The organism is Nocardioides sp. (assembly GCF_035503875.1).
GTDB lineage: Bacteria > Actinomycetota > Actinomycetes > Propionibacteriales > Nocardioidaceae > Nocardioides.
The window spans coordinates 44,814-69,916 of record NZ_DATJTA010000082.1 but is presented as its reverse complement, the minus strand read 5'-3'; the positions used below and the strand labels follow the sequence as shown (position 1 = coordinate 69,916).

Sequence of the window (25,103 nt, the reverse complement as noted above, 5' to 3'; positions counted from 1 at the left end):
TGCGCCCCCGCGGACTCCGGAGACCGTCGTGACGGCCACCGGGAATCGGACAGATCCTGCCACACGAGCCCGGCTCCGCCCCAAACGGCCCGGCTCCCCCGGGTCCGCTCAGGTCCGGTTGACCACCAGCATCGCCCGGTCGTCGTTGCGCGACCCGAGGGCGTCGACCAGCCGCGCGGCCGCACCGGTGAAGTCGCCGCGCAGCAGGCCCTCCGCCTCCCCCAGCAACCGGTCGATGCCGAGATCGATGTCGCGGCTCGGCTCCTCGACCATCCCGTCGGTGTAGAGCAGCACGGCGTCGCCCTGGCTCAGGGTGCCACTCGCGCATCCGAACCGGGCGTCGACCATCAGCCCGAGGATCGGCCCCTCGGTCTGCAGCACCGACCACCGTCCCGATCCCTTCACCCGGTGCACGGCGGGTGGGTGCCCGGCGGTGCGGATCTCGAAGTCGCCGCTGCGCAGGTCCAGGCTGAGGTGGACGGCGGTGGCGAACCCCTCCTCCCAGTCCTGACGGAGCAGGTAGTCGTTGGCCGCCCCGAGGAACTGGTCCGGGGGCAGCGCGCCGAGCAGACCGCCGAACGCGCCGGAGAGCAGCAGCGCCCGGGTGCCGGCCTGCTCCCCCTTGCCCGAGACGTCGACCACGACGACCTCCAGACGCTCCGGCACGGGCTGGGTGGCGACCATGAAGTCGCCCGCGAACGGCGTACCTCCCGCGGAGCGGAGCGCGGACTCGACGTACCAGCCGTGCGGGAGGTCGGGGATGCCGCCCTGGTTGAGGATCCGGTCGCGCAGGTCGACCAGCATCGACTCCCCCATCACGCCGCCCACGCCGAGGCGGGTCCGCCGGAAGGAGGCCAGCAGCACGATGAAGCCCATCAGGAACTGGATGGCCGTCGCCCCGACGATCCGGGCGGTCAGGGTCTCCTGGTTGAGCAGGGCGACCATCAGCATCAGCATCACCCAGATCACGAACCACTGGAGCTGACGCGGGCCGAGCAGCAGGCTGCCCACCAGCAGCGGGACCATGAGCGCGGTGAAGGGGAACGCCGCGGGCGCGTAGGCGACGCCGATGTTGATGAGCAGCGTGAGGAGCATCAGGGCCGCGACCAGGCGGTACTCGCGCACGAAGCCGCCGCGGTACGACGCGCGCCAACGCCGGCCCAGCGCGGTGGAACGGGCCGGCCGAAGGGTGTCGTACGCCGCGTTCATCGCCGGTCCTCGTGGTCGGTGGGTGCGCACAACCCTACTGCCGGGGCCGGTGCCGACGCTGGCAGCGCGGGCACCAGAAGAGGTTGCGCCCGGCGAGCACCTCGGTCCGCACCGCGGTACCGCAGACCAGGCAGGGCTGGGCGTGGCGGCGGTAGACGTACACCTCGCCGCCGTGGTCGTCCTTGCGCGGCGGGCGGCCCATCGCCTCGGGCGTGTGCTCGGGGCGCACGGTGTCGATCCGGCCGGTGCGCACACCTTCGGCCATCAGCTCCACCAGGTCGTCCCACATGGCCTGCCACTGGGGGCGGCGCAGGGTGTTGCCGGGGCGGAAGGGGTCGATCCGGTGCCGGAACAGCACCTCGGCGCGGTAGACGTTCCCGACGCCGGCCAGCACCGCCTGGTCCATGAGCAGCCCGGCGATCGTGACCCGGCTGCGCCGGATCCGCTCCCAGGCGCGGTCCGGGTCGGCGTCCGGGCGGATCGGGTCGGGACCGGAGCGGGCGACGATCGCGTCCCGCTGCTCGGCGGTCAGCAGCTCGCAGGCGGTGGCGCCGCGGAGATCGGCGTACGCCGCCGCTCCCGTGGTCTGGAAGCGGACGATCCGCAGTCGCACCTGTCCGACCGGGTCGGGGCCCTCCTCGACGCCGTCGTGGACGTCGAACTTGCCGTACAGACCCAGGTGGACATGGACGAACCGCTCCGCTGGGAACTCGACGAACAGGTGCTTGCCCCAGGCCTCCGCGCCCTCGAGCACCTGGCCGTCCAGGAGCGCGGCGGAGTCGGCGAACCGGCCCTGGGGGCTGCCGACCCGTACGACGCGACCGGCGAAGGTGCGGGTGAGCTCACCCGCGAGGCGGTGGAGGGTGTGCCCCTCAGGCATCGGGGCCGCGACCGACGGCCGACTCCGGCAGCGCGGGCAGCTCGCGGGTCTGCTCGTAGGACCCGAGCTGGCCGATGCGACGCACGTGGCGCTCCTCGCCCGTGAAGTCGGTCGTGAGGAAGACCTCGATGAAGCGGGTCATGTCGTCGAGCGAGTGCATCCGGCCGCCGACCGAGACGATGTTGGCGTCGTTGTGCTCGCGACCCAGCGCGGCGGTCTCCTCGGACCAGGCCAGGGCGCAGCGGATGCCGACGACCTTGTTGGCGGCGATCTGCTCGCCGTTGCCCGAGCCGCCGATGACGACGCCGAGGCTGTCCTGCCCGGCGGCGCGCTCCGCGGCCACCGCCTCGGCCGCCCGCAGGCAGAAGACCGGGTAGTCGTCGAGGGCGTCGTACACGAACGGGCCGTGGTCGACCGGCTCGTAGCCGTGGTCGGTCAGCCAGCGGACCAGGTGGTCCTTCAGGTCGAGGCCGGCGTGGTCGGAGCCCAGGTGCACGCGCATGGGCGCGATTCTCTCAGTCGCCTCGCGCGGACCCGACATGGAGGTCGAGGAAGCCGGCCACCTGCCGCATCAGCGGCTCGGCGGCGGGGAACACCGCGTCGTGACGCCAGAAGCCGTGGACCTGTCCGAGGTAGCGGGTCGCGGTCACCTCGACGCCGGCCTCGGCGAGCAGCCGCGCGAGGTGCTCGCCCTCGTCGCGGAGCGGGTCGTGCTCGGCGGTGACGACCAGCGTCGGCGGCAGGGTGTGGAGGCGGTCCGAGTTCAACGGGGCCAGGTCCGGGTCCGTCAGGTCGGCGCCGGGGCCGGCGTACTGCTCCCAGTACCAGGCGGCCTCGCGCGGGTCGAAGCCGTCGGCGGCGCTCTCGTAGGACTCGAACGACGCGGTCGGGTCGAGGAACGGGTAGATCAGCGCGACGGCGGCGAACCGACCGGGATGGCGCAACGCCGCGACCAGCGCGAGGTTGGCGCCCGCGCTGTCGCCGTGGGCGTACGCCGGACCGCCGAGGTCGTGCTCGGGCGCGTGCCGGTCGAGCCAGCCGAGGACCGTGTCGACGTCGTCGGGCGCGGCCGGGAAGCGGTGCTCGGGCGGACGACGGTACTCGACGCTCAGGACCGCGAGGCCGGACCTGTTGGCCAGCCGGCGGGCGCTCGCGTCGTGCACCTCGACGTCGTTGAGGACGAACCCGCCGCCGTGCAGGTGGACGACGACGCCGGGCCGCGCGCCGGCCGGCCGGTAGAGCCGGCACGGGACCCCGTCGGCGTCCAGGTCGCGGACCTCGTTGACGTCCTCACGCGGCGCGGCGAGCGCCTCCGCGCGGGCTCGCTCGCGCTCCGCCGCGATGTCGAACGACGGGTCGAAGACGGGCAGGTCGCCCGCGGCGTACTCGATCGCCCGGCGGGCCTCGGGGAACAGCATCAGCGCTGCATCAGCGCGTCGAGGCCGACCGCGACGGAGGCGGCGACCCGGAAGTCGACCTCCGGGTGCGGGACGTGCACGGTGTACTTGTCGCGCACCGAGCCCTGCCGCTCGACCCCGAGGATCGCCTGGCCGCCCGGGTCGACGAAGTCGAAGTGGATCGGCAGGAACGGAAGGTCGGTGAACCGGCGGATGATCGCCACGCCCTGGCTGCGCTCCTGCCCGGAGCCGGCGTACCCCGGACCCTCGAGGTGGAAGGTCGAGCGCATCAGGCTCTTGCCGAAGTCCTTGCGGAAGAACCCGAGCTGCGTGCCCCGCTCGTCGAAGATGTCGTAGCCCGCGTTCAGGTCGATCCGCTTGCGCGCCTTGAAGCTGAAGACCGCCCGCGTCTTGGCCTCGTCGGCGTAGAACGTGACCTCCTCCTTGAACGCCATCCGCTTCTGCTGCGCGAAGCCCATCAGCTGCCCGAAGCTGCCGTCGGGGTTGGCAGCGAAGATGCGGTACTGGTTGGAGGTCATCGCGAACTTCTGGGCGACGTAGAACGTCGGGAGGTACATCTCGGCGGGCATGGCCGGAAGACTAGGGCAGCGTCTTACCGGCGCCCGCAGCGCCGATGGAGCTCGGACATGTAGACCAGGGCGACCACGGGTCCGTCGAACAGCGCGGAGCAGTTACCGGCCGTGAGCTCGCGGCGGGAGGTCCCGTCGTCGTACCCGTTGTCGCGACAGCTGTCGTAGTACATGTGCAGGTCGTCCGTCGTCCCGTCGTGGTGCAGGCGTACGGCGAGCGCGTCGTCGCCGTACGCGTCCTCCGGGCAGCTGCGCCGATCGGGGCCGCCTCCGAGGGGAGCCGCCTGGATGGCCGCGAGGAGCGCATCCGCCTCGGAGCCCTCGACCCGGCGCGAGCCCATGAGCGCGGGGGCGTCGAGGCCGCGGAGCCGGTCGTACTGGCACACGGAGATCGAGTCGACCCGCGCCACGGTGGCGACATCGAAGGCCTCGGCCGGCCGAACCGGCGCCTCCGCCTGGACCGGCGAGGTCACGTCGCACCCGTGGTCGTCGGTGGAGAAGGTCCGGGTGGAGGCGTGCACCCGCCGGGCGATCCGCGCCGAGGCCGGGTCGGTGTCGTCGAGGTAGAGGCGCAGCTGGACGCCGCCGACGGTGTGCAACGAAGCCACCCAGCCACGATGGCTGGTATCGCCGTCGGGCATCTCGCCAGCTTCGGTCAGGGTCAGGTGGGGCTGCATCAGCCGGAGCGGGGCCGGCCCGAAGACCTCGGGAGCCGGCTCCTCCTCGGGACCGCACCCGATCGCGAGTGTGACCGTGGAGTTCCCACGGCTGACGTAGGGGCCGGCGTGACTCACCGGCAGGCTCGGTCGATCCGCGCACCAGTCCCCCTTCGGCTCCCCACCATCCCGCCAGGACGCCGGGACCTGCACCGCGAGGTCGCGCCACGTCGCCCAGCGCCAGCCGTCGGGCGCTGCGGGAAGCACGTCGGCCTTCTCCGGCGCGGGCGCAGGTTCGTTCGCCGGCCTGGTGACCGGATCCTCCCGCAGGGCCGCCACGATCCCGACACCGCCGACCAGCGCGAGCACCGCGACGGCGGCCGCCACGACCGGCCACCGGCGCCGCCGGCGTACGGCGGACAGCCCAGGCGTCACCAGGTCGTCGGCGTGCTGGGCGAAGGCGTCGCGGAAGGCCTGCTCGGCGCGGTCCTCAGTCATCGGTGTTCTCCTGCTCGAGCCGGGTGCGGAGCGCGGCGACGGCGCGATGGACGTGGGAGCGAGCCGTGCTCTCCGGGCAGTCGAGGATCAGCGCGATCTGGGCGAAGGACAGGTCCTCGTAGAACCGGAGCACGACCGCGGCACGCTGGGTCACGGGGAGCTCGGCGCAGAGCCGCCAGGCGTGGTCGGCGTCGGTCACCGCGACGGCCGGGTCGGGGCCGGCCGTGCGGACGTGCGGCTCGGTGTCCTCGACGGCGACCAGGCGCCGGGTCTTGCGCCAGCCGGAGACCGAGGCGTTGACGATGCTGCGCCGGACGTACGCCTCGACGGTGTCGGTGCGGGCGAGCTCCGCCCAACGCGGGTACGCACGCGAGAGCGCCTCCTGGACCAGGTCCGGCGCGTCGGAGGCCCCGGTCACGAGGTGGGCGAAGCGCTGCAAGGCCGGCCCGCGCGCACTCACCCAGGTCTCGAAGTCGGGCGGCACCTCGGACGTCACGCTGGGCTCCTCCGCGGTCTCCACATCACCCGTACGCGGCGGACCGGCTGGGCGTTGCACTGGTCTAGAGAGCCGACCGTCGCCGTCCGAGCAGGCGGGCCGGTCGTCGCCCACTCCGCGTGCGATGAGTCTGGTGACGCAGCCAGGTCAGCAACCGCATGCTCATCGTCTCCGGCCATCTGATCGTCGACCCGGCCGAGCGGGCGTCGTACGTCGACGGCTGCCGCCACGTGGTCGAGCTCGCGCGCTCCGCCCCGGGGTGCCTCGACTTCGCCGTCTCGCCCGACCTGCTCGACGACGGACGGGTCAACGTCTACGAACGCTGGGAGACGCGGTGCCGACGTCGAGGCCTTCCGCGGCTCGGGTCCCTCCGATGATCAGCAGGCAGCGCTGCTCGCCGCGTCCGTGGCGGAGTACGACGTCGCCGGCTCGCGCTCGCTCACCGACTGAGCCGGCTCCCCGGCTCAGGCCTTCTCGCAGGCGATCCCGTCCTTGTCGCGGTCGCTCTTCTTGTTGGCCTTGTAGAGGGCCTTGCTGCGCTTGAAGCTCGTGACCGGCTTGCCGGAGGTCTTGTCCCGCGCCCCCGGCTTGCCCACGCCGTGCGGGTAGACGCGGTGCATCGCGTCGCAGTTCGCGAACGTCCGGGGCTTCGCGGCCTCGGCCGTCGTCGACGTGGTCACGATGACGAGCGGCGTGGCGGCGAGCGCCAGCCCGAGGACGGTGGCGATGCTTCGGGGCGTGCGCTGGGCGTGCTGCTGCATGGGACTCCTCCAGGTGGTGAACCAGGAGTGTGCGAGAGCGGCGGCCCCGCTGTCCGCCGAATGGGTGGATTGGCCCTCGGGCGCGCCCGAGGCCCCGAGGGCTGGTAGCCGTCAGGGTCGAGGCTGGATCTCGGTCGTGCCGTGGTGGTCGCGCCGGAAGAGCAGTCCGTTCGGACTTCGCCACACGAACGACGTGTCGTCGACCTTGTCGTAGCGCCACCTCGTGTGCGTCTTGCCGCGATGATGTCGTCGACACAGCGGGGCGATGTTGCAGTCGCACGTCGGTCCGCCACGGGCGGCGGGGTCGATGTGGTCGCAGTCCGCGCGGCGGGCTCGTCTCTGGCACCAGGGGAACACGCACGTGTGCTGCAGCAGGACCTGACGCTCACGGAGCCGATCCGGGACCTCGTAGGCGTCCACGTGCACGTGCTCGGCCAGGTCGATGACCGGCTTCACGACCACCTGCGTGTCCGGGTTCGCACACCAGGACTTGACCTGCTCGGCCGACACGAAGGAGCGCGTCTCCTCCACCCGCGCCAGATCCAGATCCGTGCTACCACCAGAGAGCGCTGCTTCGGAGAGGTGCACGTGCAGCAGCACCTGGCGGGCCCTGGGCCGATCCTCGGGGTCGGCGGCCGCGAGGTCCAGCGAGAGCTGACGGCGAGCCAGGTCACCGACCGCGATGGAGCGGCGGACGTCCAACGGCGCGTCCAGACCCAGGGCACTGAGGTCATGCGCCCGCCGCGCGACCGCGTCCTCCAGATCGAGCGCGTCAGCCAGATCCAACGTGCCGTGCACGTCGACGCAACCGTCGAAGGAGACCTGGCGGGTCTCGATGTCGAAGTGCCGTCCCTCCTGGGCCGCGATCCGGCGAGCCTCGGCCTCGTCGGGGTCGAAGCGGACCCGCGCCTCCTCGACCGTGCGGTCAAGCTGGGCGATCGACACCTTGTGCGCCACCGCCTGCAGATGCGCGTCGACATACGCCGCACCAGCCATCGGGAGGTCCACGGTGGACTTGGCGATCCGTCGCGCCTTCCACACCGGCAGGTCCAGGCACTGGACCCTGGCGTAGAGCCGCGGGAGGCGGTGGGCCAGCTCGACCGCCTCACCCAGATACATCCGGCCAGCATCGGAGGAGAGCCCGAGCGCGGCGGCGAACTCCAACACACAGAACTCCGCGACCAGCGGGGCGCCTTCGCCGGCGATCGTCAGCGCGTCCTCGGCGCCCGGGACCAGGGTCGCGGCCTCGTCGTGCGAGTCGGTGGCGTGCATGCCGGCCCAGGCGACGGCGGCGGCGAGCTGGTCGGCCTCGGCTCGCGCTGCGACGGTGCGGCGGGTGCCCACGTAGGCGAGCAACGCGGATGCGTTGTCGCAGTCGTGGAGTTCCCGAGTGGCCATACGAAGATGGTAGGCGCGGGCACCGACAGCCCGCGTTCTTCGCCCACAGCCACGGGTGCGCTCGCTCGGCGCCGTCTCTTGGCTCGCCGGGTTTCGAGGCTCAGGACTTCGTCCTTCGCACCTCAACCAGCGTCACTGACGCGTCGTCGTACGGGTTCTCCGCAGCGGTGACCACAGCGGTTGACCCGAAGCAGCCGCCAACCCGCAGGTGACCGCGACCAGGTACGACGAGTGCCGCCCACGGTGACCCCGTTATCTCTGTGATCCTTGAAGCAGCCGCGTGCTGGACGGAGACCGCAACCCAGCGCCGTACCCAACCCTGATTCTCGACTCGCCGGGTTTCGAGGCTCAGGACTTCGTCCTTCACACCTCAACCAGCGTCACGGTCGGCGCCCGTCGTACCTGGTGCTGATTCTCGGCTCGCCGGGTTTCGAGGCTCAGGACTTCGTCCTTCGCACCTCGACCAGCGTGGGGGTGGGGCGGCGCTGGCGCCTCACACCTCGACCGGCGTCAGGCGAGGCGGGCGAGCTCCTCGTCGACGATCTTGGGGTCGAGCTTGGTGAAGATCGGGGTGGGCTTGGCGACGGGGGTGCCGACCTTGATGGGGTGGCGCTCCCAGGTGACCGCGGTGGCGTAGTCCCCCGTGATGATCGGGTACGGCGCGCCGCCGTCGAGGTCGTCGACCTCGTCGATGCGTGGCATCGGGGCGATGTCGCCGGCGCCGCCGAACGCGCGGTCGACCTCGTTGGCCGCGAACGGGAGGAACGGCGCCAGCACGATGTTGAGGTCGGCGACGCACTGGGCGACGACGTGGAGGACGGTGCCGAGGCGCTCCGGGTCGTCCTTGATCTTCCACGGCTCGGTGTCGGAGACGTACTTGTTGACCTCCGCGACCGCCCGCATCGCCTCGCCGACGGCCTGCTTCTGGCGGTGCCGGGCGATCAGGTCGCCGACGACGCCGAAGGCGTTCTCGGCGACCGCGAGCACGGCCTCGTCCTCCGCCGTGAGCGGGCCCGCCGGCGGGATCTCGCCGAAGTTCTTGGCGATCAGGTTGGCCGTGCGGTTGACCAGGTTGCCCCAGCCCGCGACCAGCTCGTCGTTGGTACGGCGGACGAACTCCGACCAGGTGAAGTCGGAGTCCTGGCTCTCCGGGCCGGCGGAGGCGACGAAGTAGCGGAACGCGTCGGCCTGGTAGCGGCTGAGCAGGTCGCGGACGTAGATGACGACCTTCTTCGACGAGGAGAACTTGCGACCCTCCATCGTCAGGAACTCCGACGACACGACCTCGGTCGGCAGGTTCAGCTCGCCGTACTGCCGCGGCGTGCCGCCGAGCGAGCCCTTGCCCGAGTAGGCCAGCAGCTCGGCGGGCCAGATCTGGCTGTGGAAGGTGATGTTGTCCTTGCCCATGAAGTAGTACGACAGGGCCTCAGGGTCGTTCCACCACTGACGCCACGCCTCCGGGTCACCGGAGCGGCGCGCCCACTCGATCGAGGCGGACAGGTAGCCGATCACCGCGTCGAACCAGACGTAGAGCTTCTTGGTGGGGTTCTCCCGCCACCCGTCCAGAGGTACGGCGATGCCCCAGTCGATGTCGCGCGTCATGGCGCGCGGGCGGATCTCCTTCAGGATGTTCTGGCTGAACCGGATGACGTTGGGCCGCCACAGGCCGGTCGCCTCGCGCTCGTCGAGCCACTCCTTCAGCGCGTCGGCCAGGGCCGGCAGGTCGAGGAAGAAGTGCTGGGTCTCGATGAACTCCGGCGTCTCGCCGTTGATCTTCGAGCGCGGGTTCTTCAGGTCGGCGGGGTCGAGCTGGTTGCCGCAGTTGTCGCACTGGTCGCCGCGCGCCCCGTCGTACCCGCAGATCGGGCAGGTGCCCTCGATGTAGCGGTCGGGCAGGGTGCGGCCGGTCGACGGCGAGATCGCGCCGTGCGTCGTCTGCTCGACGAAGTAGCCGTTCTCGTAGACGCCGAGGAACAGCTCCTGCACCACCGCGTGGTGGTTGCGGGTCGTCGTGCGCGTGTAGAGGTCGTAGGTGCAGCCGAGCGAGGCCAGGTCCTCGGCGATGATCCGGTGGTTGCGGTCGGCGAGCTCCTGCGGGGTCAGCCCGGCCTCGTCGGCGGCGATCAGGATCGGCGTGCCGTGCTCGTCGGATCCGGAGACCATGAGGACGTCGTGGCCGGCCATCCGCATGTAGCGGCTGAAGACGTCGGAGGGCACACCGAAACCGGCCACGTGGCCGATGTGGCGCGGGCCGTTCGCGTACGGCCAGGCGACGGCGGACAGGACGTGGGTCATGGCGATGATCCTAGGGTTGCCGACATGACGCTCATCGCGGAGGACCTGCTCCTGCTGCTGCTGGACGACGAGTCGGGGGCGCTGAACGGCACGGCGTACCCCCAGACCGTCCTGGGCGGCGCGCTGCTGATCGAGCTCGCGACCACCGGCGCCGCCGAGGTCGAGGAGAAGCAGGGCGTGTGGCGCTCGGCGAAGGTCCACGTCACCGGGCACCCGCCGGAGGACGCGGCGCTGCGGGCGGCGTACGACGTGGTCGCGGAGAAGCCGCGCTCGGCGCAGGAGCTGGTCGACCGGCTCGGCAAGGGCGCGCGCGACACCCTCGCCGCCCGGTTGGTCGAGCGTGGCCTCCTGGAACGCCGCGAGAGCAAGGTGCTCGGCCTGTTCCCACGAACCCGCTGGCCCGCGGCCGACTCCCGCCACGAGGAGGAGGTACGACGCCGCCTCGCCGCGACGCTCGTCCAGGGGGTCGAGCCCGACCAGCGGACCGGTGCCCTGGTGGCGCTGCTGTCGGCGATCGACAGGGCGCACAAGGTCGTCGACCACCAGGGCCTGCCCGCACGCGAGGTCCGCAAGCGGGCCAAGGCGGTCGCCGAGGGGGCGTGGGCGGCGAAGGCCGTCCGCGACGCGATCAGCGCCTCGATCGCGGCCATCGCCGCCGCGACCGCGGCGACGTCGGTCGCGGTGACCAGCTCCTAGAAGCGGTTGATCCGCCGCTGCGCCACGCGCCGGATCTCGCCGAGCCGGCGGTAGATCCGGTCGCCGGGGCAGGCGGTGTCGTTCGTGTCGCGGTGCCCGTCGATCACCGGCAGCCGGACCCGCTGGCGCGGCCGGTACTTGTCGCTCCCGTCGGAGCCCACCACGACCGTGCCGGTCGCCCGGCGGCCGTAGCGGTCGAGCTTCCACGCGGCCAGGCGGGCGACCATCAGCAGGGACCGGTCGGAGGCGCGGTTGTCGTCGTGGCTGCCGATCACCGCGATGCCGACGGAGCGTCGGTTGAAGCCGAGCGTGTGCGCCCCCTGCACCAGCTTCGACGGGCCGCCCGAGCGGCCCTCCCAGACCCGGCCGAACCGGTCGACCAGGAAGTTGTAGCCCAGGTCGAACCAGCCGAGGGTCTGGGTGTGGTAGCGGTACATGCCGCGGATGAGCGCGGGCACGTCCTTGCGCGAGTAGCCGTTCCCGGTCGCCGTGTGGTGGACGTGCACCTGCCGGAGCCGGTTGGTGTAGCGCACCGACCCGTTGCGCAGGCCCTCGTCGGCGCCCCAGTCGCTGCGCGCGTAGATGCGCGGGCGCGGCGCCCGGTCGGGCTTCGCCCTCGTCCGCGCGGCGACCCGGGCGGCCCCGGCCGCCGCGGGAGCCTTCGCCCTGTCGGCGGGCCGGGTGCCCGGGTCGATGAGGACGAGGTCGAGGCCGGCCGGGACCGGCCCCGTGGTGCGCAGCTGGGCGGCGTCCGAGGGCCCGACCCACAGCAGCTCGGTGCCGCGCACGCCGGTCGCCTCGGCCGCCGCGGCCGAGGGGCCGTCGGTCAGCGGGTGCAGGTGCGTCCAGCCGCTCCACCCGTCGGCGCTCCGGGTGCGGATCTCCGCGTCCGGCGTACCGCCGCCACGCCAGCTGACGCCGACCATCGAGAACGGCTCGACGCGCACCGCCCCGACCGCGGGAGTTTCCGGGGCCGGGCCGTGCGCGACGGCGGGTGGCGCGCTCAGCAGCGCGAGCACGGTGAGCATGGACAGGGCGATTCCCGAGAGCCGCATGCCGCCCCATCCTGCGGCACTCGGCGACTCAGCTGAAGTCGAGGGGTGCGGTGCGCGAGCGCTTGAGCTCGAAGAAGTACGGGTACGACGCCAACGCGACCGCACCGTCCCAGATCTTCCCCGCCTCCTCGCCGCGCGGGATCGAGGAGAGCACCGGGCCGAAGAACGCCGTGCCCTCGATGGCGATCGTGGGGGTGCCGACCTCGTCGCCGACCTGGTCCATCCCGAGGTGGTGCGACTTGCGGATCGCGTCGTCGTACGACGAGTCGTCCATCGCGTCCGCCAGCGAGGTCGGCAGGCCGGCGTCGGTGAGCGCGGCCTCGATGGTGGCGCGGTCGTAGGTGCCGCCCTGGTCGTGCTTGCGGGTGCCGAGCGCGGTGTAAAGGGGCGCCAGCACCTCCTTGCCGTGCTGCTGCTCCGCGGCCATCACCACGCGCACCGGCTGCCAGGCGTCCTTGAGCAGCTCGCGGTACTCGTCGGAGATGTCCTTGTCCTGGTTGAGGTAGGCCAGGCTCATCAGGTGCCAGGTGACCTCGATGTCGCGCACCTTCTCGACCTCGAGGATCCACCGCGAGGTGATCCAGGCGAACGGGCAGAGCGGGTCGAACCAGAAGTCGGCGTTGGTCTTCGTCATGGTCACAGTCAACAACCGGACCGAGGTGCCGATTCCTTCAGGTCGTCAGCTGGAGCGCGAGCCCCAGCAGCGCGCAGCAGCCGAGGGTGCGCAGCACCGACCAGCGCAGCCGCAGGACGAGCACGAGGGCGATCGCCGCGACCGCCAGCGCCTGCCAGACGTACGACGACCACACGGGCACGAGCAGCCCGAGATGCTCGCCGCCGATCCGCGAGGTCTCCGCGAAGAGCGTGTGGACCGCGAAGTAGAGCGCCAGGTTCGCGATCACGCCGACCACCGCCGCCGTGACGCCGGCGAGGGCCGCCGCGAGGGCGCGGTTGCCGCGGAGCCGCTCGACGTACGGCGCACCGAGGAAGATGAACAGGAAGCTCGGCACGAAGGTCACCCACACCGTCAGCAGCGACCCGATCACCGCCGCCGCCCACGGGTCGATCCCGCCGGGATCGCGGTGGGCGCCGAGGAACGCCACGAACTGCACGACCATGATCAGCGGCCCGGGCGTGGACTCGGCGAGCGCGAGCCCCTTGGCCATCTCGTTGGCGGAGAGCCAGCCGTACGTCTCGACCGCCGACTGGGCGACGTACGACAGCACGGCGTACGCGCCGCCGAAGGTCACCAGTGCCAGGCCCCCGAAGAACACGCCCTGGTCGGTGTAGACGCTGTTCCGTCCGGTGAGCAGCACCGCGACCAGCACCGGGGCCACCCAGACCGCCAACCCGAGGCCGAGCACCCAGGCGTTGCGGCGCCAGGTCGGTGCCACGTGGTGCAGGGCGTCGTCGGGGACGAGCGGCGGCGGTCCGTCGTCGGGTTCGGACTGCTCCTCCAGCGCCCCATGGCGGCCGATCAGCCAACCCGCGATGCCGGCGCCCAGGACGACGAGCGGGAACGGGACGCCGAGCACGGCGATGGCGACGAACGACGCGACCGCCAGGGCGACCAGGCTCCGCCGCCGCAGCGCGCGGCCGGCGATCCGGATCACGGCCTGGACCACGACGGCCAGCACCGCCGGGGCCAGGCCGAGGAAGAGGCCGGTCACGATGACGCTGTCACCGTGGGCGACGTACAGCCACGACAGGCCGAGCAGGGCCACGACGCCCGGCAGCACGAACAGCACACCCGCGATGAGCCCGCCGAGCCAGCCGTTGAGCAGCCAGCCCGAGTAGACGGCCAGCTGCTGGGCCTCCGGTCCGGGCAGCAGCATGCAGTAGCTCAGCGCGTGCAGGAACCGCCGCTCGCCCAGCCAGCGCCGCTCGTCGACGAGCTCGCGCTGCATGACGGCGATCTGGCCCGCCGGCCCGCCGAAGGTCTGCAGCGAGATCCGGAACCACGCCCGGGTCGCCTCGCGAAGCGGGACGAGGTCCCGACGGGTGTCCCGCACGCGGTCAGTCTGCCGGACGGCTCAGCCCTTCGGGATCCGGACCCTGCTCTTGCCCTTGACCGACTTGATCACCTTCGTGCCCGTGTAGCGGACCTGGATGTTCTGCACCCCGGGACGCAGGCCGGTGAACGCCACCCGCGCCCTCCCGTCGACGATGCGCACCACCTCGGTGCGCGAGCCGATCCGGACGGAGACGCGCCCCGTGAACGGGTCGATCCCCGGCGCCCGCAGCCGGACGGTGACGATCGCGCGGCCGGGCTTCCCGACCGGCTTGACCTTCACCGTCGGTCGGGTCGTGACCTTCGCGTTGCCGACCGTCATGACGCGACTGAGGCTGCGGAAACTGCGGCGTACGACGTCGAGGCGCACCGTGACCCGCTTGCCGACATCGGCCGCGGCGAGCCGGTACGTCGCACCGGTCGCGCCCGGGATCGGCACCCCGTCGCGCAGCCACGTGTACGTCGCGGTGGAGTCGGCGGGCTCGAGCGTGCCCGGCCTGACCGTCAGCACCCGGCCGTGGCCCGCCGCCCCCGCGAGGGTGTACGGCGTGACCTCCCGGATCACGCCCGCGAGGACCGGCGTGGTCGCGGCGGTCCTGACCGTGCCCCGGTTGTACGCCGTCGCGCGCGCCGAGACCTCGGCGGTGATCCGCTTGTCGATGAAGGCCTGGGTCAGCGGCAGCGACCAGCTCTTCGCACCCGGGATGGCCACGCCGTCGGCGTACCACTGCACGCCCTTGGTGACGGGGGCCGGGCTCCAGGTGCCGAGCGAGACCTGGAGGACCTCGTCGACCTGCGGGGTGCCGCTGATGACCGGAGCGACGGGGTTGGCCATCGAGCCCGGGGCCACGGCGCCCGTGCTGGCGACGGCCCGGCCGGGCTGGTAGCCGTTCTTCGTTGCGGTCACGGTCACGCTCAGCGGCTTGCGCAGCACGTCCGCGGTGGGCGTGTAGGTCCGGGCCGTCGCACCGGCGATCGGCTTGCCCTCGACCGCCCACTGGTAGCTGTAGGTCGCGGCCGGGTTCCACGCGCCCTGGTTCGCCGAGAGGGTGGTCCCGATCTTCGGGGTGCCGGCGACGGTCGGCGGGCTCGTCGAGGCGAGGACCCTGTCGTTGAAGTGGATGAACCCGCTGGGCCAGCCCTTGCCGCTCTTGGTGATCCGGCGCCAGTGGAAGTCGCCGCCCCAGCTGTCCTCCGAGACCACGATCTCGGAGGCGGAGACGACCTGCTCGACGTACGCGACGTGGCCGCTGGACCCGGCTCCCGGCACGTTGGCCTTCCACCAGGCGATCGCGCCGACCATCGGCTTGGTGTCGGTGATCCGCGCCATCGCGACGCCCCAGTTGCTGGCGTTGCCGTTGCCCGTCCACGGCCGCTTGTTCGGCATGCCGTTCTTCACCACGCGGTACGCCGCGTAGTTGGTGCAGTTGTGACCGGCGTACATCTGCCAGTACATGGTCGTGCGCGCGGCCCGGTAGCCCGCGTGGGAGTAGCCGGCGTTGGCGCACCCGGAGTAGCCGGTGCACAGGTACGTCGAGGCCGCCGTGGCCGGCGCCGAGGGCAGCACCAGCAGGCCACCGAGCAGTGCGAGCAGGCCGATCGCGGCGGTGAGGTGGAACCGCCGTGGCTCCTGTGACTGGTGATGCACGGGAGAACCATAGTGAAAAAAGTCAAGCGCGACACGCCGAACGAGAACTACAATCATGTAATTCGTTTGCTTGTCCACGCGACACGCCGAGACTTTCCGGCGAATCGGGCCTCGCGATGGTCGCCATCCGGACTGTCCACATGCCGGACGCGCCGGCGCCGAGGGTGGCCGCTGGGTCCGCGCGCCGGGCCGGTGGCAGGATGCAGCGCATGCCTGGAACCAACCTCACCCGGGACGAGGCCGCCACCCGCGCCGCCCTCCTGGACGTCGTGTCGTACTCCATCGACCTGGACCTCACGACCGGCGCCACGACCTTCGGGTCGACGACCACCATCCGCTTCACGAGCACCGAGCCCGGTGCCGCGACCTTCGCCGACCTGGTCGACGCGACGATCCACGAGATCACGCTCAACGGAGAGTCGATCGACCCGGCCACGGCGTACGCCGACAGCCGCATCACGCTGAGTGGCCTGCAGGCCGACAACGAGCTGGTCGTGCGCGCCGACTGCACCTACTCCCACACCGGCGAGGGGCTGCACCGCTTCGTCGACCCCGCCGACGACCGGGTCTACCTCTACTCGCAGTTCGAGGTTCCTGACGCCCGACGCGTCTTCACCACCTTCGAGCAGCCCGACCTGAAGGCCCCGTTCACGTTCCGCGTGACCGCGCCGGCGCACTGGAAGGTCGTCTCCAACTCCCCCACCCCGGAGCCGACGCCGGTCTCCGACGGGGTCGCGCTGTGGAGCTTCGAGCCCACGCAGCCGATGTCGACGTACATCACGGCGGTCGTCGCGGGCGAGTACCACGAGGTCCAGGACGTCTACCACGGCAAGCACGGCGACATCCCGCTCGGCCACTACTGCCGCCAGTCGCTCGTCGAGCACCTCGACCGCGAGGCGCTGGTCGAGCTGACCAAGGCGGGCTTCGCGTTCTTCGAGGAGCAGTTCGACTTCCCCTACCCGTTCGGGAAGTACGACCAGCTCTACGTGCCGGAGTACAACATGGGCGCGATGGAGAACGCCGGCTGCGTGACCATCCGCGACGAGTACCTCCCCCGCTCGCGCCAGCCGCAGTCGTTCTACGAGTTCCGCACCTCGATGATCCTGCACGAGATGGCCAACATGTGGTTCGGCAACCTCGTGACGATGAAGTGGTGGGACGACCTCTGGCTCAACGAGTCGTTCGCCGAGTGGGCCTGCTACTGGGCCGAGGTCGAGGCCTCGGAGTTCACCGACGCCTGGACCGGGTTCACCAACGCGCGCAAGCAGACCGGCTACCGCCAGGACCAGCTGCCCTCGACGCACCCCATCGCCGCGGACAACCACGACCTGCACGCGGTCGAGGTCAACTTCGACATGATCACCTACGCCAAGGGCGCGTCGGTACTCAAGCAGCTCGTGGCCTGGGTCGGTCTGGAGCCGTTCCTCGCGGGGCTGCGGCAGTACTTCAAGGACCACGCGTTCGCCAACGCCGAGTACACCGACCTGCTCGCCGCGCTCGAGAGGGCCTCCGGCCGCGAGCTCAGCGGCTGGGCCACCGAGTGGCTGCAGACCGCGGGTGTGAACACGCTGACCCCGTCCTTCGAGCTCGCCGGGGACGGCACGTTCGCCGGCTTCGCCGTCCTCCAGTCCGCGCACCCCGACTGGCCGACCCTGCGCCGGCACCGGATCGGCGTCGGTCTCTACGACTGGGCCGGCGAGGAGGCCGGCGGGAAGCTGGTCCGACGCGACTCCTTCGAGATCGACGTCGAGGGCGAGCGCACCGAGGTGCCGCAGCTCGCCGGGGTCCGGCAGCCCGACCTGCTGCTGCTCAACGAGGGCGACCTCACCTACGCCAAGATCCGCCTCGACGAGCGCTCGCTCGCCACCGCCGTCGCCGGGCTCTCGAAGCTCGACGACTCCCTGGCCCGCGCGCTGATCTGGGGCGCGGCCTGGGACATGACCCGCGACGCCGAGCTGCGGGCGACGGACTTCGTCGAGCTGGTGCTGGCCAACATCGGCCAGGAGACCGACGCCTGGGGCGTGAGCCGGATCCCGACGTACGCCGCGCAGACGGTGTCGTCGTACTCCGCCCCGGCGCGGCGCGCCGAGCTGACCGCGCGCTGGGAGTCCGGCCTGCGGGAGCTGGCCCTGGCCGCCGAGCCGGGCAGCGACCAGCAGCTCACCTTCGTCCGCAGCTACGCCGCCACGGCCCACAGCGAGCAGGCGATCGGGGACCTCGAGGCGCTGCTCGACGGCGGACTGGTCCTCGAGGGGCTGGCCGTCGACCAGGACCTGCGCTGGTCGCTGATCACCGGCCTGGCCGCGAACGACCGGGCCGGCTCCCGGATCGAGGACGAGCTGGCGCAGGACAACACCATCTCCGGCAAGGAGCACGCCGCGGGCGCCCGGGCCGCGATCCCGACCGCCGAGACCAAGGCCGAGGCCTGGCGGATCGCCATGGAGGACCCGTCCACCCCGAACGAGACGGCGCTCTCGGTGGTGCTGTCGTTCCAGCGGCCGCGGCAGGACGCCGTGCTCGCGCCGTACGTCGAGCGGTACCTCGCCGCCGCCGAGTCCGCCTGGGACCAGCTCGGCACCCACCGCGCGGCGAAGGCGCTGGAGTTCATCTTCCCGAAGCCGCTGGCCAGCCGCGAGCTCCTCGACCGGGTCGACGCGTGGCTGGAGTCCTCCCCCGCTCCCGCCGGCGCGAAGCGGTACGTGCGCGAAGGACGCGCCGACGTGGCGCGTGCCCTGGCCGCCCAGGAGCTCGACGCCCGGTCCTGACACCCGTCCCACCCGTCCGGACTGCCCCCGTGGTCAGTCCGGGCGGGTCGGGAGGGACGGCGCGGCTCGGTGGCGCCGCCTGACCCGGCGTACCACCAGGACGACGAGCGCGGCGACCGCGACGAGCGCCGACGCCCCGGCGACCCGGGGCAGCACGACCCTCCCGTTCGGCACGGACCAGACGACCCGGCCACGGATCTCACCGTCGGGCGCCACCCAGGGATCCGGGCGCAGGTTGTGGTCGCCCTGGGTGCGGTAGCCCGCGGCGGTCTCGTCGATCACCCGGTGCACGACGGTGCCGCCCGCGCCCACCTGGCCCGCGGGGACGGCGTACGCGACCACGGCGCCGGGCCGGTAGTCGTCGGCGCGCCAGACCACGACGACGTCACCGTCCTCGTAGGTCGGCGCCATCGAGCTGCCCGCGACCGTGGCCCCGCTCAGCCGGCCCCCGAACGGCTCCGGGAGCACCAGGGCGAGGACGCCGAGGGCCGCCAGGACCGCGAGCACGGCGACGAGCACACGCCAGGGGCGGGGCCGCCGCCGGCGTCGCTTGTCGAGGACGAGCTCGGGCACGCGCTCCTCCGGCGGGACCGGACGGGATCTGAGGGTCGAACGCGGTCCGTCCGCGCCGACGGATCGATTGTGAGCCCGATCACGCCCGTGTGGATCGGGCGTGGCAAGACCGTGGCGAGACTGTTGACCGGCCGTTGCCCGGAACGGGTCGGCTCCGGCTCAGCCCTGCTCGGGACCGGCGTGCAGCGTCTCGGGGGCGCGGGCGTGCTCGGCGAGCAGGCTGATGCCGCGCAGCAGGCCGCCGACGAGCTCACCCTCGACGAACTCGGACTGCATCGCGAGCACGGCCAGCTCGACCTCGGCGTCGGAGAGGGTACGGCGGACGAAGCCGCCCGTGACCACCTCCAGGACCCGTCGCGTCGGGTCCACCATGATCAGGATGCTGCGCGTCGGGACGACCAGCGAGTTGTGCAGGCTGGTCGCGAACGCCCGAGGGTCGCCCTCCGCGTTCCCGACGAACACCGAGAACTCCAGCCGGCTCTGCTGCTCGGCCTTGCGGATGGCGTCGTCGAGCGCGAAGCGCTCGGACTTGGTGAACGGGTCACCAGCGGGCACTGGCTCCACCCGCCTGGGAGTCGGCGCCGTCGGGGGCCGCGAGCTCGGCGGTGCCCTGACGCGGGCCGCCGATCCACTGGTTCTCGACCAGCGGCGCGTTCGGGGCGATCCGCTCCCCGCGGACCATCGCCGGCACGTAGACCATCGCCATGATGATCAGACCGAGGGCGAGCGGGATCCCACCGAGCAGCAGCAGGGCCTCGACGCCGTCGACCGGCGCGGGGTCCGACCACCCCTCCGCGACGTCCGCCCTCGCGGGGCCGGCGAGCGCGAGGAGCGCGGCCGAGCTGCCGAGGAGGATCGTCGTACGACGGACGGTGGCGACGGTGCGGGAGGTCACGGGCTGGGTGCTCACGCGAGCAGGATATCGGTCGGTGCTCGCGAGCACACGGACGGTTCGGCCCACCCTTGCCCGATGTGAATACTGGAGCGCATGTTTGCGCTGACCACTGACCCCTGCGCGGACGGCGAGCAGGTCTGCAACGCGGCCCTCGACTGGACCGGCAACGACACCGTCGCCGAGGTCGCCGACGTGCTGATCGGCACGCCGCTCGCGATCACCGGCCTCGTCCTGCTGGGCCTCATCATCCGCTGGGTCCTGCACAAGCTCGTCGACCGGCTGGTCCTGCGGGCGGAGGAGGGCGTGCTCCCGAACCGGATGGGCGGCCGGTTCACCCGGCACCGCCCGTCGGGCGGCGAGGGCTCGCTGGCCCGGGACGTGACCACCTCGACGCGGCGCGTGCAGCGCGCGAAGACCATGGGCGACCTGCTGAAGAGCATCATCACCGGCGTCCTCGTCGCCATGTTCGGCACCATGGTGCTCAGCGAGCTGGGCGTGAACATCGCCCCGATCATCGCCAGCGCCGGCATCATCGGCCTCGCGCTCGGCTTCGGCGCCCAGTCGCTCGTGAAGGACTTCCTGTCCGGCATCTTCATGATCGTCGAGGACCAGTACGGCGTCGGCGACGTGGTCGACGTCGGCGAGGCCACCGGGACGATCGAGGCCGTGAGCCTGCGGGTGACCCGGCTGCGCGACCTCAACGGCACGGTCTGGTACGTCCCCAACGGCGAGATCATGCGGGTCGGAAACATGAGCCAGAACTGGTCCCGCGCCGTCGTCGACGTCTCCGTCGGGTACGGCGAGGACCTGGTCCGCGTCCAGAAGGTGCTCGCCGAGATCGCCCACGACCTGTGGAACGACGACGAGTTCCGGGGCGTGGTGATCGAGGAGCCCGAGGTGACCGGCGTCGAGCTGCTGGCCGCCGACGCGGTGCACCTGCGGGTGCTGATCAAGACGCTGCCCAACGAGCAGTGGAGCGTCGCCCGTGCCCTGCGTCAGCGGATCAAGGCCCGCTTCGACCACGAGGGCATCGAGATCCCCTTCGCACAGCGGGTCGTCTGGCACCGCGAGGAGACCAGGGCCGCAGCGGAGTCCGAGGACTCCCCCACCTCCTGACCCTCCCCCCGGAAACCGCCGAGCCGGCGTGAGTGTGGTGCCGACCCGGCGCGAGTTCGCGCCGGGTCGGTGCCACACTCACGCCGGCTCGGCGTTGTGCGTGCGGGTTCCTCAGGAGGCGAGCGAAGCGTCCAGGGTGATGGTGGTGCCGGCGAGCGCCTGGCTCACCGGGCAGCCCTCCTTGGCGGCCTGGGCCAGCTCGACGAACTTCTCCTCGGAGATGCCGTCGACCGTGCCGACCACCGTGAGCTTGATCCCGGTGATGCCGGTGCCGGGGGTCAGCTCGACCTCGGCAGTGGTCTTCAGCGAGGTGGCCGGGGTGTCGTTCTTGGCCAGGCCGTTGGAGAAGGCCATGGAGAAGCAGGACGAGTGCGCGGCGGCGATGAGCTCCTCGGGGCTGGTCTTGCCGTTCGCGGCCTCGGCGCGCGAGGGCCAGGACACGTCGTACGTGCCGATCCCGGACGACTCGAGCGTGACCTTGCCGGAGCCCTCGAAGAGGGTGCCTTCCCAGTTCGTGGTCGCCTGACGGGTGGTGGGCATCTGCAGATCACTCCTCGTGGATGTGCTGACGTGCGTACGCCGCGAGTCTTGCACGCCGCCGTCGCCCCCGGTTGGGGCCGTTGCGAGAATGGACGTGTGAGCACCTTCTACGACGAGATCGGCGGCTACGACACGATCAGTCTGATCGTCGCGACGTTCTACAAGGGCGTCGCGGGCGACGAGGCGCTGCGCCCGATGTACCCCGAGGAGGACCTCGGGCCGGCCGAGGAGCGCTTCCGCGACTTCCTGGTGCAGTACTGGGGCGGCCCGTCGACGTACTCCGAACAGCGCGGCCACCCGCGCCTGCGGATGCGGCACGCGCCGTTCGCGGTCACCCCCGAGGCCAAGGACCACTGGCTGAAGCACTTCCGGGCCGGCCTGGACGCCGCCGACCTGACGCCCGAGCAGGACGCGCAGTTCTGGGACTACGCGACACACGCCGCCCAGTTCATGGTCAACACGCTGGAGTAGGCGGGGCTCAGGACCCGAGCTCGGCGAAGGCGACGAGCGGGTCCCGCACCGCCGGCACCGGGACCGTCGCCCGCTGGGTCGCCGGGTCGAAGAAGACCAGGACGACGCGGGCCCGCGCGAGCACGACCGATCCGTCGCGGATCTCCGACTCGACCACCGCGGAGGTCCGGCCCACGTGGGTGATCCACGTCCAGGCGTCGTACGGCTCGGGGCGGAAGAGGATCGGCACCCGGTAGTCGACGTCGACCTGCGCGACCACGACCTGTGCCCGGCCGGCGGCGCCCCAATCCTCGCCCCACAGCCGGGACATCAGCGCGATGCGCGCCTCCTGGAGGAACTCGAAGTACTTCACGTTGTTGACGTGGCCGTAGACGTCGACGTCGGAGAAGCGCACCGCGACGGCGTAGTGCCCGGTGTCGCTGGTGCGCAGCGGTGTCGGCTCGGGCCGGGGCCTCGGCTCGACGGGCTCGAGGAAGTCGGTCAGCACGGCCCGCTCGTCGCGGCTCAGTCGCCGCGGCCGCTCCTCGGAGAAGACGTACGGCGTGAGCACGGTGCTGGCCCGCAGGTACACCGTCCGCCCGGAGGGTTGCTCGGGGTCGGCGTCGTAGATCTCGTAGGCCATCGTGAACGACGCGGCCCGGATCTCGGTGACCCAGCACTCGATGAGGACGGGCCGGAACCTGAAGGTCAGCGGGCGCAGGTACTGCACCTCGTGCCGGACGACGACCAGGCCGTCGACCAGCTCACCGGCCGGACGCGCCGGCCGGTGGGTGCGCAGCATGTCGACGCGGGCCTCTTGGAGGTAGTCGACGTACACGACGTTGTTGACGTGCCCGAGCAGGTCCATGTCGGCCCACCGCAGAGGGCACTCGTACGTATGGCGCACCCTCCGATGCTGCCAGAGCGGGCGCCGGCGCCGCTCAGTGGCTGCGGGCGAGACCGAGGTAGTGGGTCGCGATGCTCTCGTGGCGGGCGACGCGGACCCGGCGCTCGCCGCGGAGCTCGGCGACCAGCGCGGTGCCGCCGGCGGCCAGGGCGACGAGACCGGCGATGGCGAGGACGGCGAAGCCGACGAGGAAGGTGAGGACAGCGGGGGTGGCGATGTCGTACATGACGAGTCCTTTCTACATCTGTAGAATCTCTACATCTGTAGAAACTACGCCGGAGGGTCCGGCCGCGCAAGAGGCGCGGTAGTGTCCCCGCCCACACGTCCGACCACCGGAGCCGCGAGATGCCCGACCGCCCCGCCGAGCTCAGTCCGCGCCGCCGCGCGCTGCTCGACGCCGCACTGCAGGTCCTCGCGGAGCAGGGACTCCGGGGCCTCACGCACCGCGCGGTGGACCGGCAGGCGGGGCTCCCCCAGGGCACCTGCTCGGCGTACCTGCGCACCCGCCGGGCGCTGCTCACCGCGCTGACCGAGTACGTCGCCGCGAACCTGGCCGCCGACGTCGACCGTCTCGCTGCGGAGCTCGCCGGCCTGCCCCACGACGGCGACACGACCCGGCAGGTCGACGGCGTGGCCCGAATGTTCCTGGGGTGGCTGGAGCACCCGGAGATGCTGCTCGCCCGGCAGGAGCTGACGATCGAGGCCACCCGCGACGCCGAGCTCGCGGCGGTCCTCGCGGCGGCGCGCGACGGCCTCGTCGACGTCGTCGACGGGATCCTCCGGGCGCGCGGGAAGGACCACGGGCCGGAACGGGCCGCCTGGCTGGTCGCGTCCCTCGACGGGATCCTGCTGGCCGCGCTGCTCCGTCCCGCAGCCGATCGCGCCGGGTTCCTGGGCCGGGCGCTCGAGCAGACCCTGGGGTCCCTGGCACTCGAGTGAGCAGCGGTCGGCGCGCTCCGGGTGCCGTTATGGTGACCAGCGACCCACTCGTCCGCAGTCGTGCGCCGTCGTGCGCAGTCGTCCACCAGGAGTGATCCATGCCCGAGGCAGTCATCGTTTCCGCCGCCCGCTCGCCCATCGGCCGCGCGAACAAGGGGTCGTTGAAGGACCTGCGGCCCGACGACCTCTCCGCGACGATCATCCAGGCCGCGCTCGACAAGATCCCCGGGCTGGACCCGACGACGATCGACGACCACTACCTCGGCTGCGGCCTGCCGGGTGGCGAGTCCGGCAACAACATGGCGCGCATCGTCAACGTGCTGATGGGTCTCGACCAGGTCCCGGGCGCGACGATCACCCGCTACTGCTCCTCGTCGGTGCAGACCTCCCGGATGGCCTTCCACGCGATCAAGGCCGGCGAGGGCGACATCTTCATCTCGGCGGGCGTCGAGATGGTCTCCCGGTTCGCCAAGGGGACCTCGGACCACTGGCCCGACACCAAGAACCCGCTCTTCGCCGACGCCGAGGAGCGCACGAAGGCGACGGCGACCGGCGACGGCACCACCACCCCCGACTGGCACGACCCCCGCGAGGACGGCCTCCTCCCCGACGCCTACATCGCCATGGGCCAGACCGCCGAGAACGTCGCCAAGCTGCGTGGCCTGTCCCGCCAGGAGCTCGACGAGTTCGGGGTCCGCTCGCAGAACCTCGCCGAGAAGGCCATCGCGGCCGGGTTCTGGGAGCGCGAGATCACCCCGGTCACCACGCCCGACGGCACGGTCGTCAGCGCCGACGACGGTCCCCGGGCCGGCGTCACCCTCGAGGCCGCCAGCCAGCTCAAGCCGGTCTTCCGCCCCGACGGCGTCGTGACCGCCGGCAACTGCTGCCCGCTCAACGACGGCGCCGCCGCCGTCGTGATCATGTCCGATACGAAGGCCGCCGAGCTCGGGCTGACCCCGCTCGCCCGGATCGTCTCCACGGGCGTCTCGGGCCTCTCCCCCGAGATCATGGGGCTCGGCCCGGTCGAGGCCACCAAGAACGCGCTGAAGCACGCCGGCATGAGCATCGGTGACATCGACCTGGTCGAGATCAACGAGGCCTTCGCCGCCCAGGTCGTGCCGTCGTACCAGGACCTCGGCATCGACCTCGACCGCCTGAACGTCAACGGCGGCGCGATCGCCGTCGGGCACCCCTTCGGCATGACGGGGGCGCGCCTGCAGAACACGATGCTGAACAGCCTCGACTGGCACGACAAGACCACGGGGCTGATCACCATGTGCGTCGGCGGCGGTCAGGGCATGGCGATGATCCTGGAGCGGGCGTGAGCT

The 25,103-nt window shown here is 71.8% G+C and carries 27 protein-coding genes; 7 read left to right on the top strand and 20 right to left on the bottom strand.

What is annotated here, in order from left to right; all coding sequences use genetic code 11:
* Positions 1–108: 108 nt before the first annotated feature.
* From VMF51_RS19550 to VMF51_RS19520, 7 genes are read right to left on the bottom strand one after another with little or no spacing between them, the layout of a single operon-like run.
* A complete protein-coding gene (locus VMF51_RS19550; protein ID WP_325476139.1) occupies positions 109–1,209 on the bottom strand; it encodes a PP2C family protein-serine/threonine phosphatase in 1,101 nt (366 codons plus the stop codon).
* 34 nt (positions 1,210–1,243) lie between these two features.
* Entirely contained in the window at positions 1,244–2,089 is an 846-nt protein-coding gene (locus VMF51_RS19545) for an Fpg/Nei family DNA glycosylase (RefSeq protein WP_325476138.1), read from the bottom strand.
* Positions 2,082–2,591 carry a ribose-5-phosphate isomerase gene (locus tag VMF51_RS19540; RefSeq protein ID WP_325476137.1) on the bottom strand — a complete coding sequence of 170 codons (510 nt, stop codon included), beginning with the start codon at positions 2,589–2,591 and terminating at the stop codon, positions 2,082–2,084. Before VMF51_RS19540 ends, VMF51_RS19545 begins: the two co-directional genes overlap by 8 nt.
* Positions 2,592–2,604: 13 nt before the next feature.
* A complete protein-coding gene (locus VMF51_RS19535; protein ID WP_325476136.1) occupies positions 2,605–3,507 on the bottom strand; it encodes an alpha/beta hydrolase in 903 nt (300 codons plus the stop codon).
* Entirely contained in the window at positions 3,507–4,076 is a 570-nt protein-coding gene (locus VMF51_RS19530) for a hypothetical protein (RefSeq protein WP_325476135.1), read from the bottom strand. Before VMF51_RS19530 ends, VMF51_RS19535 begins: the two co-directional genes overlap by 1 nt.
* Before the next feature lie 23 nt (positions 4,077–4,099).
* Entirely contained in the window at positions 4,100–5,230 is a 1,131-nt protein-coding gene (locus VMF51_RS19525) for a hypothetical protein (protein ID WP_325476134.1), read from the bottom strand.
* On the bottom strand, positions 5,223–5,726 hold the full coding sequence (locus VMF51_RS19520; protein WP_325476133.1) for a SigE family RNA polymerase sigma factor: 504 nt from the start codon (positions 5,724–5,726) through the stop codon (positions 5,223–5,225). Before VMF51_RS19520 ends, VMF51_RS19525 begins: the two co-directional genes overlap by 8 nt.
* A 158-nt stretch (positions 5,727–5,884) precedes the next feature.
* Here VMF51_RS19520 and VMF51_RS19515 point away from each other — a divergent pair, with 158 nt between their 5' ends.
* A complete protein-coding gene (locus tag VMF51_RS19515; protein WP_325476132.1) occupies positions 5,885–6,103 on the top strand; it encodes an antibiotic biosynthesis monooxygenase family protein in 219 nt (72 codons plus the stop codon).
* An 87-nt stretch (positions 6,104–6,190) separates the two neighbouring features.
* On the opposite strand, the gene VMF51_RS19510 is transcribed toward VMF51_RS19515, so the two are convergent.
* The 3 genes from VMF51_RS19510 to metG form a co-directional block, all read right to left on the bottom strand.
* Positions 6,191–6,487, bottom strand: coding sequence for an excalibur calcium-binding domain-containing protein (locus VMF51_RS19510; RefSeq protein WP_325476131.1), 297 nt, complete (start codon positions 6,485–6,487; stop codon positions 6,191–6,193).
* Between the two features lie 111 nt (positions 6,488–6,598).
* Positions 6,599–7,885, bottom strand: coding sequence for an HNH endonuclease (locus VMF51_RS19505; RefSeq protein ID WP_325476130.1), 1,287 nt, complete (start codon positions 7,883–7,885; stop codon positions 6,599–6,601).
* Between the two features lie 510 nt (positions 7,886–8,395).
* Positions 8,396–10,180, bottom strand: a complete 1,785-nt coding sequence (gene metG / locus VMF51_RS19500; protein ID WP_325476129.1) for a methionine--tRNA ligase — start codon at positions 10,178–10,180, stop codon at positions 8,396–8,398.
* Between the two features lie 24 nt (positions 10,181–10,204).
* Here metG and VMF51_RS19495 point away from each other — a divergent pair, with 24 nt between their 5' ends.
* On the top strand, positions 10,205–10,876 hold the full coding sequence (locus VMF51_RS19495) for a GOLPH3/VPS74 family protein (protein WP_325476128.1): 672 nt from the start codon (positions 10,205–10,207) through the stop codon (positions 10,874–10,876).
* Here VMF51_RS19495 and VMF51_RS19490 read toward each other — a convergent pair.
* From VMF51_RS19490 to VMF51_RS19475, 4 genes are read right to left on the bottom strand one after another with little or no spacing between them, the layout of a single operon-like run.
* Entirely contained in the window at positions 10,873–11,931 is a 1,059-nt protein-coding gene (locus tag VMF51_RS19490) for a peptidoglycan recognition protein (protein ID WP_325476127.1), read from the bottom strand. The two genes, VMF51_RS19495 and VMF51_RS19490, sit on opposite strands and share 4 nt — an antisense overlap.
* Before the next feature lie 28 nt (positions 11,932–11,959).
* Entirely contained in the window at positions 11,960–12,565 is a 606-nt protein-coding gene (locus tag VMF51_RS19485; RefSeq protein WP_325476126.1) for a DsbA family protein, read from the bottom strand.
* A gap of 37 nt (positions 12,566–12,602) precedes the next feature.
* On the bottom strand, positions 12,603–13,943 hold the full coding sequence (chrA, locus tag VMF51_RS19480) for a chromate efflux transporter (protein ID WP_325476125.1): 1,341 nt from the start codon (positions 13,941–13,943) through the stop codon (positions 12,603–12,605).
* A 21-nt stretch (positions 13,944–13,964) separates the two neighbouring features.
* Positions 13,965–15,590: a CHAP domain-containing protein gene (locus VMF51_RS19475; protein WP_325476124.1), complete on the bottom strand. Its 1,626-nt coding sequence runs from the start codon at positions 15,588–15,590 to the stop codon at positions 13,965–13,967.
* Positions 15,591–15,799: 209 nt separating this feature from the next.
* Here VMF51_RS19475 and pepN point away from each other — a divergent pair, with 209 nt between their 5' ends.
* Positions 15,800–18,355: an aminopeptidase N gene (gene pepN, locus VMF51_RS19470; protein WP_325476123.1), complete on the top strand. Its 2,556-nt coding sequence runs from the start codon at positions 15,800–15,802 to the stop codon at positions 18,353–18,355.
* Between the two features lie 33 nt (positions 18,356–18,388).
* On the opposite strand, the gene VMF51_RS19465 is transcribed toward pepN, so the two are convergent.
* The 3 genes from VMF51_RS19465 to VMF51_RS19455 form a co-directional block, all read right to left on the bottom strand.
* Entirely contained in the window at positions 18,389–18,928 is a 540-nt protein-coding gene (locus VMF51_RS19465) for a signal peptidase I (protein ID WP_325476122.1), read from the bottom strand.
* Positions 18,929–19,087: 159 nt separating this feature from the next.
* Positions 19,088–19,483, bottom strand: coding sequence for a DUF5130 family protein (locus tag VMF51_RS19460; protein WP_325476121.1), 396 nt, complete (start codon positions 19,481–19,483; stop codon positions 19,088–19,090).
* Positions 19,470–19,838, bottom strand: a complete 369-nt coding sequence (locus VMF51_RS19455) for a hypothetical protein (protein ID WP_325476120.1) — start codon at positions 19,836–19,838, stop codon at positions 19,470–19,472. The genes VMF51_RS19460 and VMF51_RS19455 overlap by 14 nt, the downstream gene beginning before the upstream one ends.
* Before the next feature lie 78 nt (positions 19,839–19,916).
* On the opposite strand from VMF51_RS19455, the gene VMF51_RS19450 reads away from it, so the two are divergent.
* A complete protein-coding gene (locus VMF51_RS19450) occupies positions 19,917–20,939 on the top strand; it encodes a mechanosensitive ion channel family protein (protein ID WP_325476119.1) in 1,023 nt (340 codons plus the stop codon).
* A 111-nt stretch (positions 20,940–21,050) separates the two neighbouring features.
* Here the strand turns inward: VMF51_RS19450 and VMF51_RS19445 are convergent, their stop codons facing one another.
* Complete coding sequence (locus VMF51_RS19445; protein ID WP_325476118.1) at positions 21,051–21,479, bottom strand: OsmC family peroxiredoxin; 429 nt, start codon at positions 21,477–21,479, stop codon at positions 21,051–21,053.
* Between the two features lie 96 nt (positions 21,480–21,575).
* Between VMF51_RS19445 and VMF51_RS19440 the strand changes: the two genes are divergently transcribed.
* Complete coding sequence (locus tag VMF51_RS19440; protein WP_325476117.1) at positions 21,576–21,950, top strand: globin; 375 nt, start codon at positions 21,576–21,578, stop codon at positions 21,948–21,950.
* Positions 21,951–21,957: 7 nt separating this feature from the next.
* On the opposite strand, the gene VMF51_RS19435 is transcribed toward VMF51_RS19440, so the two are convergent.
* On the bottom strand, positions 21,958–22,836 hold the full coding sequence (locus tag VMF51_RS19435; protein ID WP_325476116.1) for an acyl-CoA thioesterase: 879 nt from the start codon (positions 22,834–22,836) through the stop codon (positions 21,958–21,960).
* Positions 22,837–22,870: 34 nt separating this feature from the next.
* A complete protein-coding gene (locus tag VMF51_RS19430; protein WP_325476115.1) occupies positions 22,871–23,062 on the bottom strand; it encodes a hypothetical protein in 192 nt (63 codons plus the stop codon).
* 119 nt (positions 23,063–23,181) lie between these two features.
* Here VMF51_RS19430 and VMF51_RS19425 point away from each other — a divergent pair, with 119 nt between their 5' ends.
* Both VMF51_RS19425 and VMF51_RS19420 read left to right on the top strand, forming a co-directional pair.
* Positions 23,182–23,775 (top strand): TetR/AcrR family transcriptional regulator, encoded by a 594-nt coding sequence (locus VMF51_RS19425; RefSeq protein WP_325476114.1) that lies wholly within the window; start codon positions 23,182–23,184, stop codon positions 23,773–23,775.
* Between the two features lie 98 nt (positions 23,776–23,873).
* Positions 23,874–25,100 carry an acetyl-CoA C-acetyltransferase gene (locus VMF51_RS19420; protein ID WP_325476113.1) on the top strand — a complete coding sequence of 409 codons (1,227 nt, stop codon included), beginning with the start codon at positions 23,874–23,876 and terminating at the stop codon, positions 25,098–25,100.
* The last annotated feature ends 3 nt before the right edge of the window (positions 25,101–25,103 follow it).

What these genes read in the sequence shown, in the direction of transcription:
- VMF51_RS19550 (WP_325476139.1), bottom strand. Translation starts at nt 1,209, where the DNA reads ATGAACGCGGCGTACGACACCCTTCGGCCGGCCCGTTCCACCGCGCTG.
- VMF51_RS19545 (WP_325476138.1), bottom strand. Translation starts at nt 2,089, where the DNA reads ATGCCTGAGGGGCACACCCTCCACCGCCTCGCGGGTGAGCTCACCCGC.
- VMF51_RS19540 (WP_325476137.1), bottom strand. Translation starts at nt 2,591, where the DNA reads ATGCGCGTGCACCTGGGCTCCGACCACGCCGGCCTCGACCTGAAGGAC.
- VMF51_RS19535 (WP_325476136.1), bottom strand. Translation starts at nt 3,507, where the DNA reads ATGCTGTTCCCCGAGGCCCGCCGGGCGATCGAGTACGCCGCGGGCGAC.
- VMF51_RS19530 (WP_325476135.1), bottom strand. Translation starts at nt 4,076, where the DNA reads ATGCCCGCCGAGATGTACCTCCCGACGTTCTACGTCGCCCAGAAGTTC.
- VMF51_RS19525 (WP_325476134.1), bottom strand. Translation starts at nt 5,230, where the DNA reads ATGACTGAGGACCGCGCCGAGCAGGCCTTCCGCGACGCCTTCGCCCAG.
- VMF51_RS19515 (WP_325476132.1), top strand. Translation starts at nt 5,885, where the DNA reads ATGCTCATCGTCTCCGGCCATCTGATCGTCGACCCGGCCGAGCGGGCG.
- VMF51_RS19510 (WP_325476131.1), bottom strand. Translation starts at nt 6,487, where the DNA reads ATGCAGCAGCACGCCCAGCGCACGCCCCGAAGCATCGCCACCGTCCTC.
- VMF51_RS19505 (WP_325476130.1), bottom strand. Translation starts at nt 7,885, where the DNA reads ATGGCCACTCGGGAACTCCACGACTGCGACAACGCATCCGCGTTGCTC.
- metG (WP_325476129.1), bottom strand. Translation starts at nt 10,180, where the DNA reads ATGACCCACGTCCTGTCCGCCGTCGCCTGGCCGTACGCGAACGGCCCG.
- VMF51_RS19495 (WP_325476128.1), top strand. Translation starts at nt 10,205, where the DNA reads ATGACGCTCATCGCGGAGGACCTGCTCCTGCTGCTGCTGGACGACGAG.
- VMF51_RS19490 (WP_325476127.1), bottom strand. Translation starts at nt 11,931, where the DNA reads ATGCGGCTCTCGGGAATCGCCCTGTCCATGCTCACCGTGCTCGCGCTG.
- VMF51_RS19485 (WP_325476126.1), bottom strand. Translation starts at nt 12,565, where the DNA reads ATGACGAAGACCAACGCCGACTTCTGGTTCGACCCGCTCTGCCCGTTC.
- pepN (WP_325476123.1), top strand. Translation starts at nt 15,800, where the DNA reads ATGCCTGGAACCAACCTCACCCGGGACGAGGCCGCCACCCGCGCCGCC.
- VMF51_RS19450 (WP_325476119.1), top strand. Translation starts at nt 19,917, where the DNA reads ATGTTTGCGCTGACCACTGACCCCTGCGCGGACGGCGAGCAGGTCTGC.
- VMF51_RS19445 (WP_325476118.1), bottom strand. Translation starts at nt 21,479, where the DNA reads ATGCCCACCACCCGTCAGGCGACCACGAACTGGGAAGGCACCCTCTTC.
- VMF51_RS19430 (WP_325476115.1), bottom strand. Translation starts at nt 23,062, where the DNA reads ATGTACGACATCGCCACCCCCGCTGTCCTCACCTTCCTCGTCGGCTTC.
- VMF51_RS19425 (WP_325476114.1), top strand. Translation starts at nt 23,182, where the DNA reads ATGCCCGACCGCCCCGCCGAGCTCAGTCCGCGCCGCCGCGCGCTGCTC.
- VMF51_RS19420 (WP_325476113.1), top strand. Translation starts at nt 23,874, where the DNA reads ATGCCCGAGGCAGTCATCGTTTCCGCCGCCCGCTCGCCCATCGGCCGC.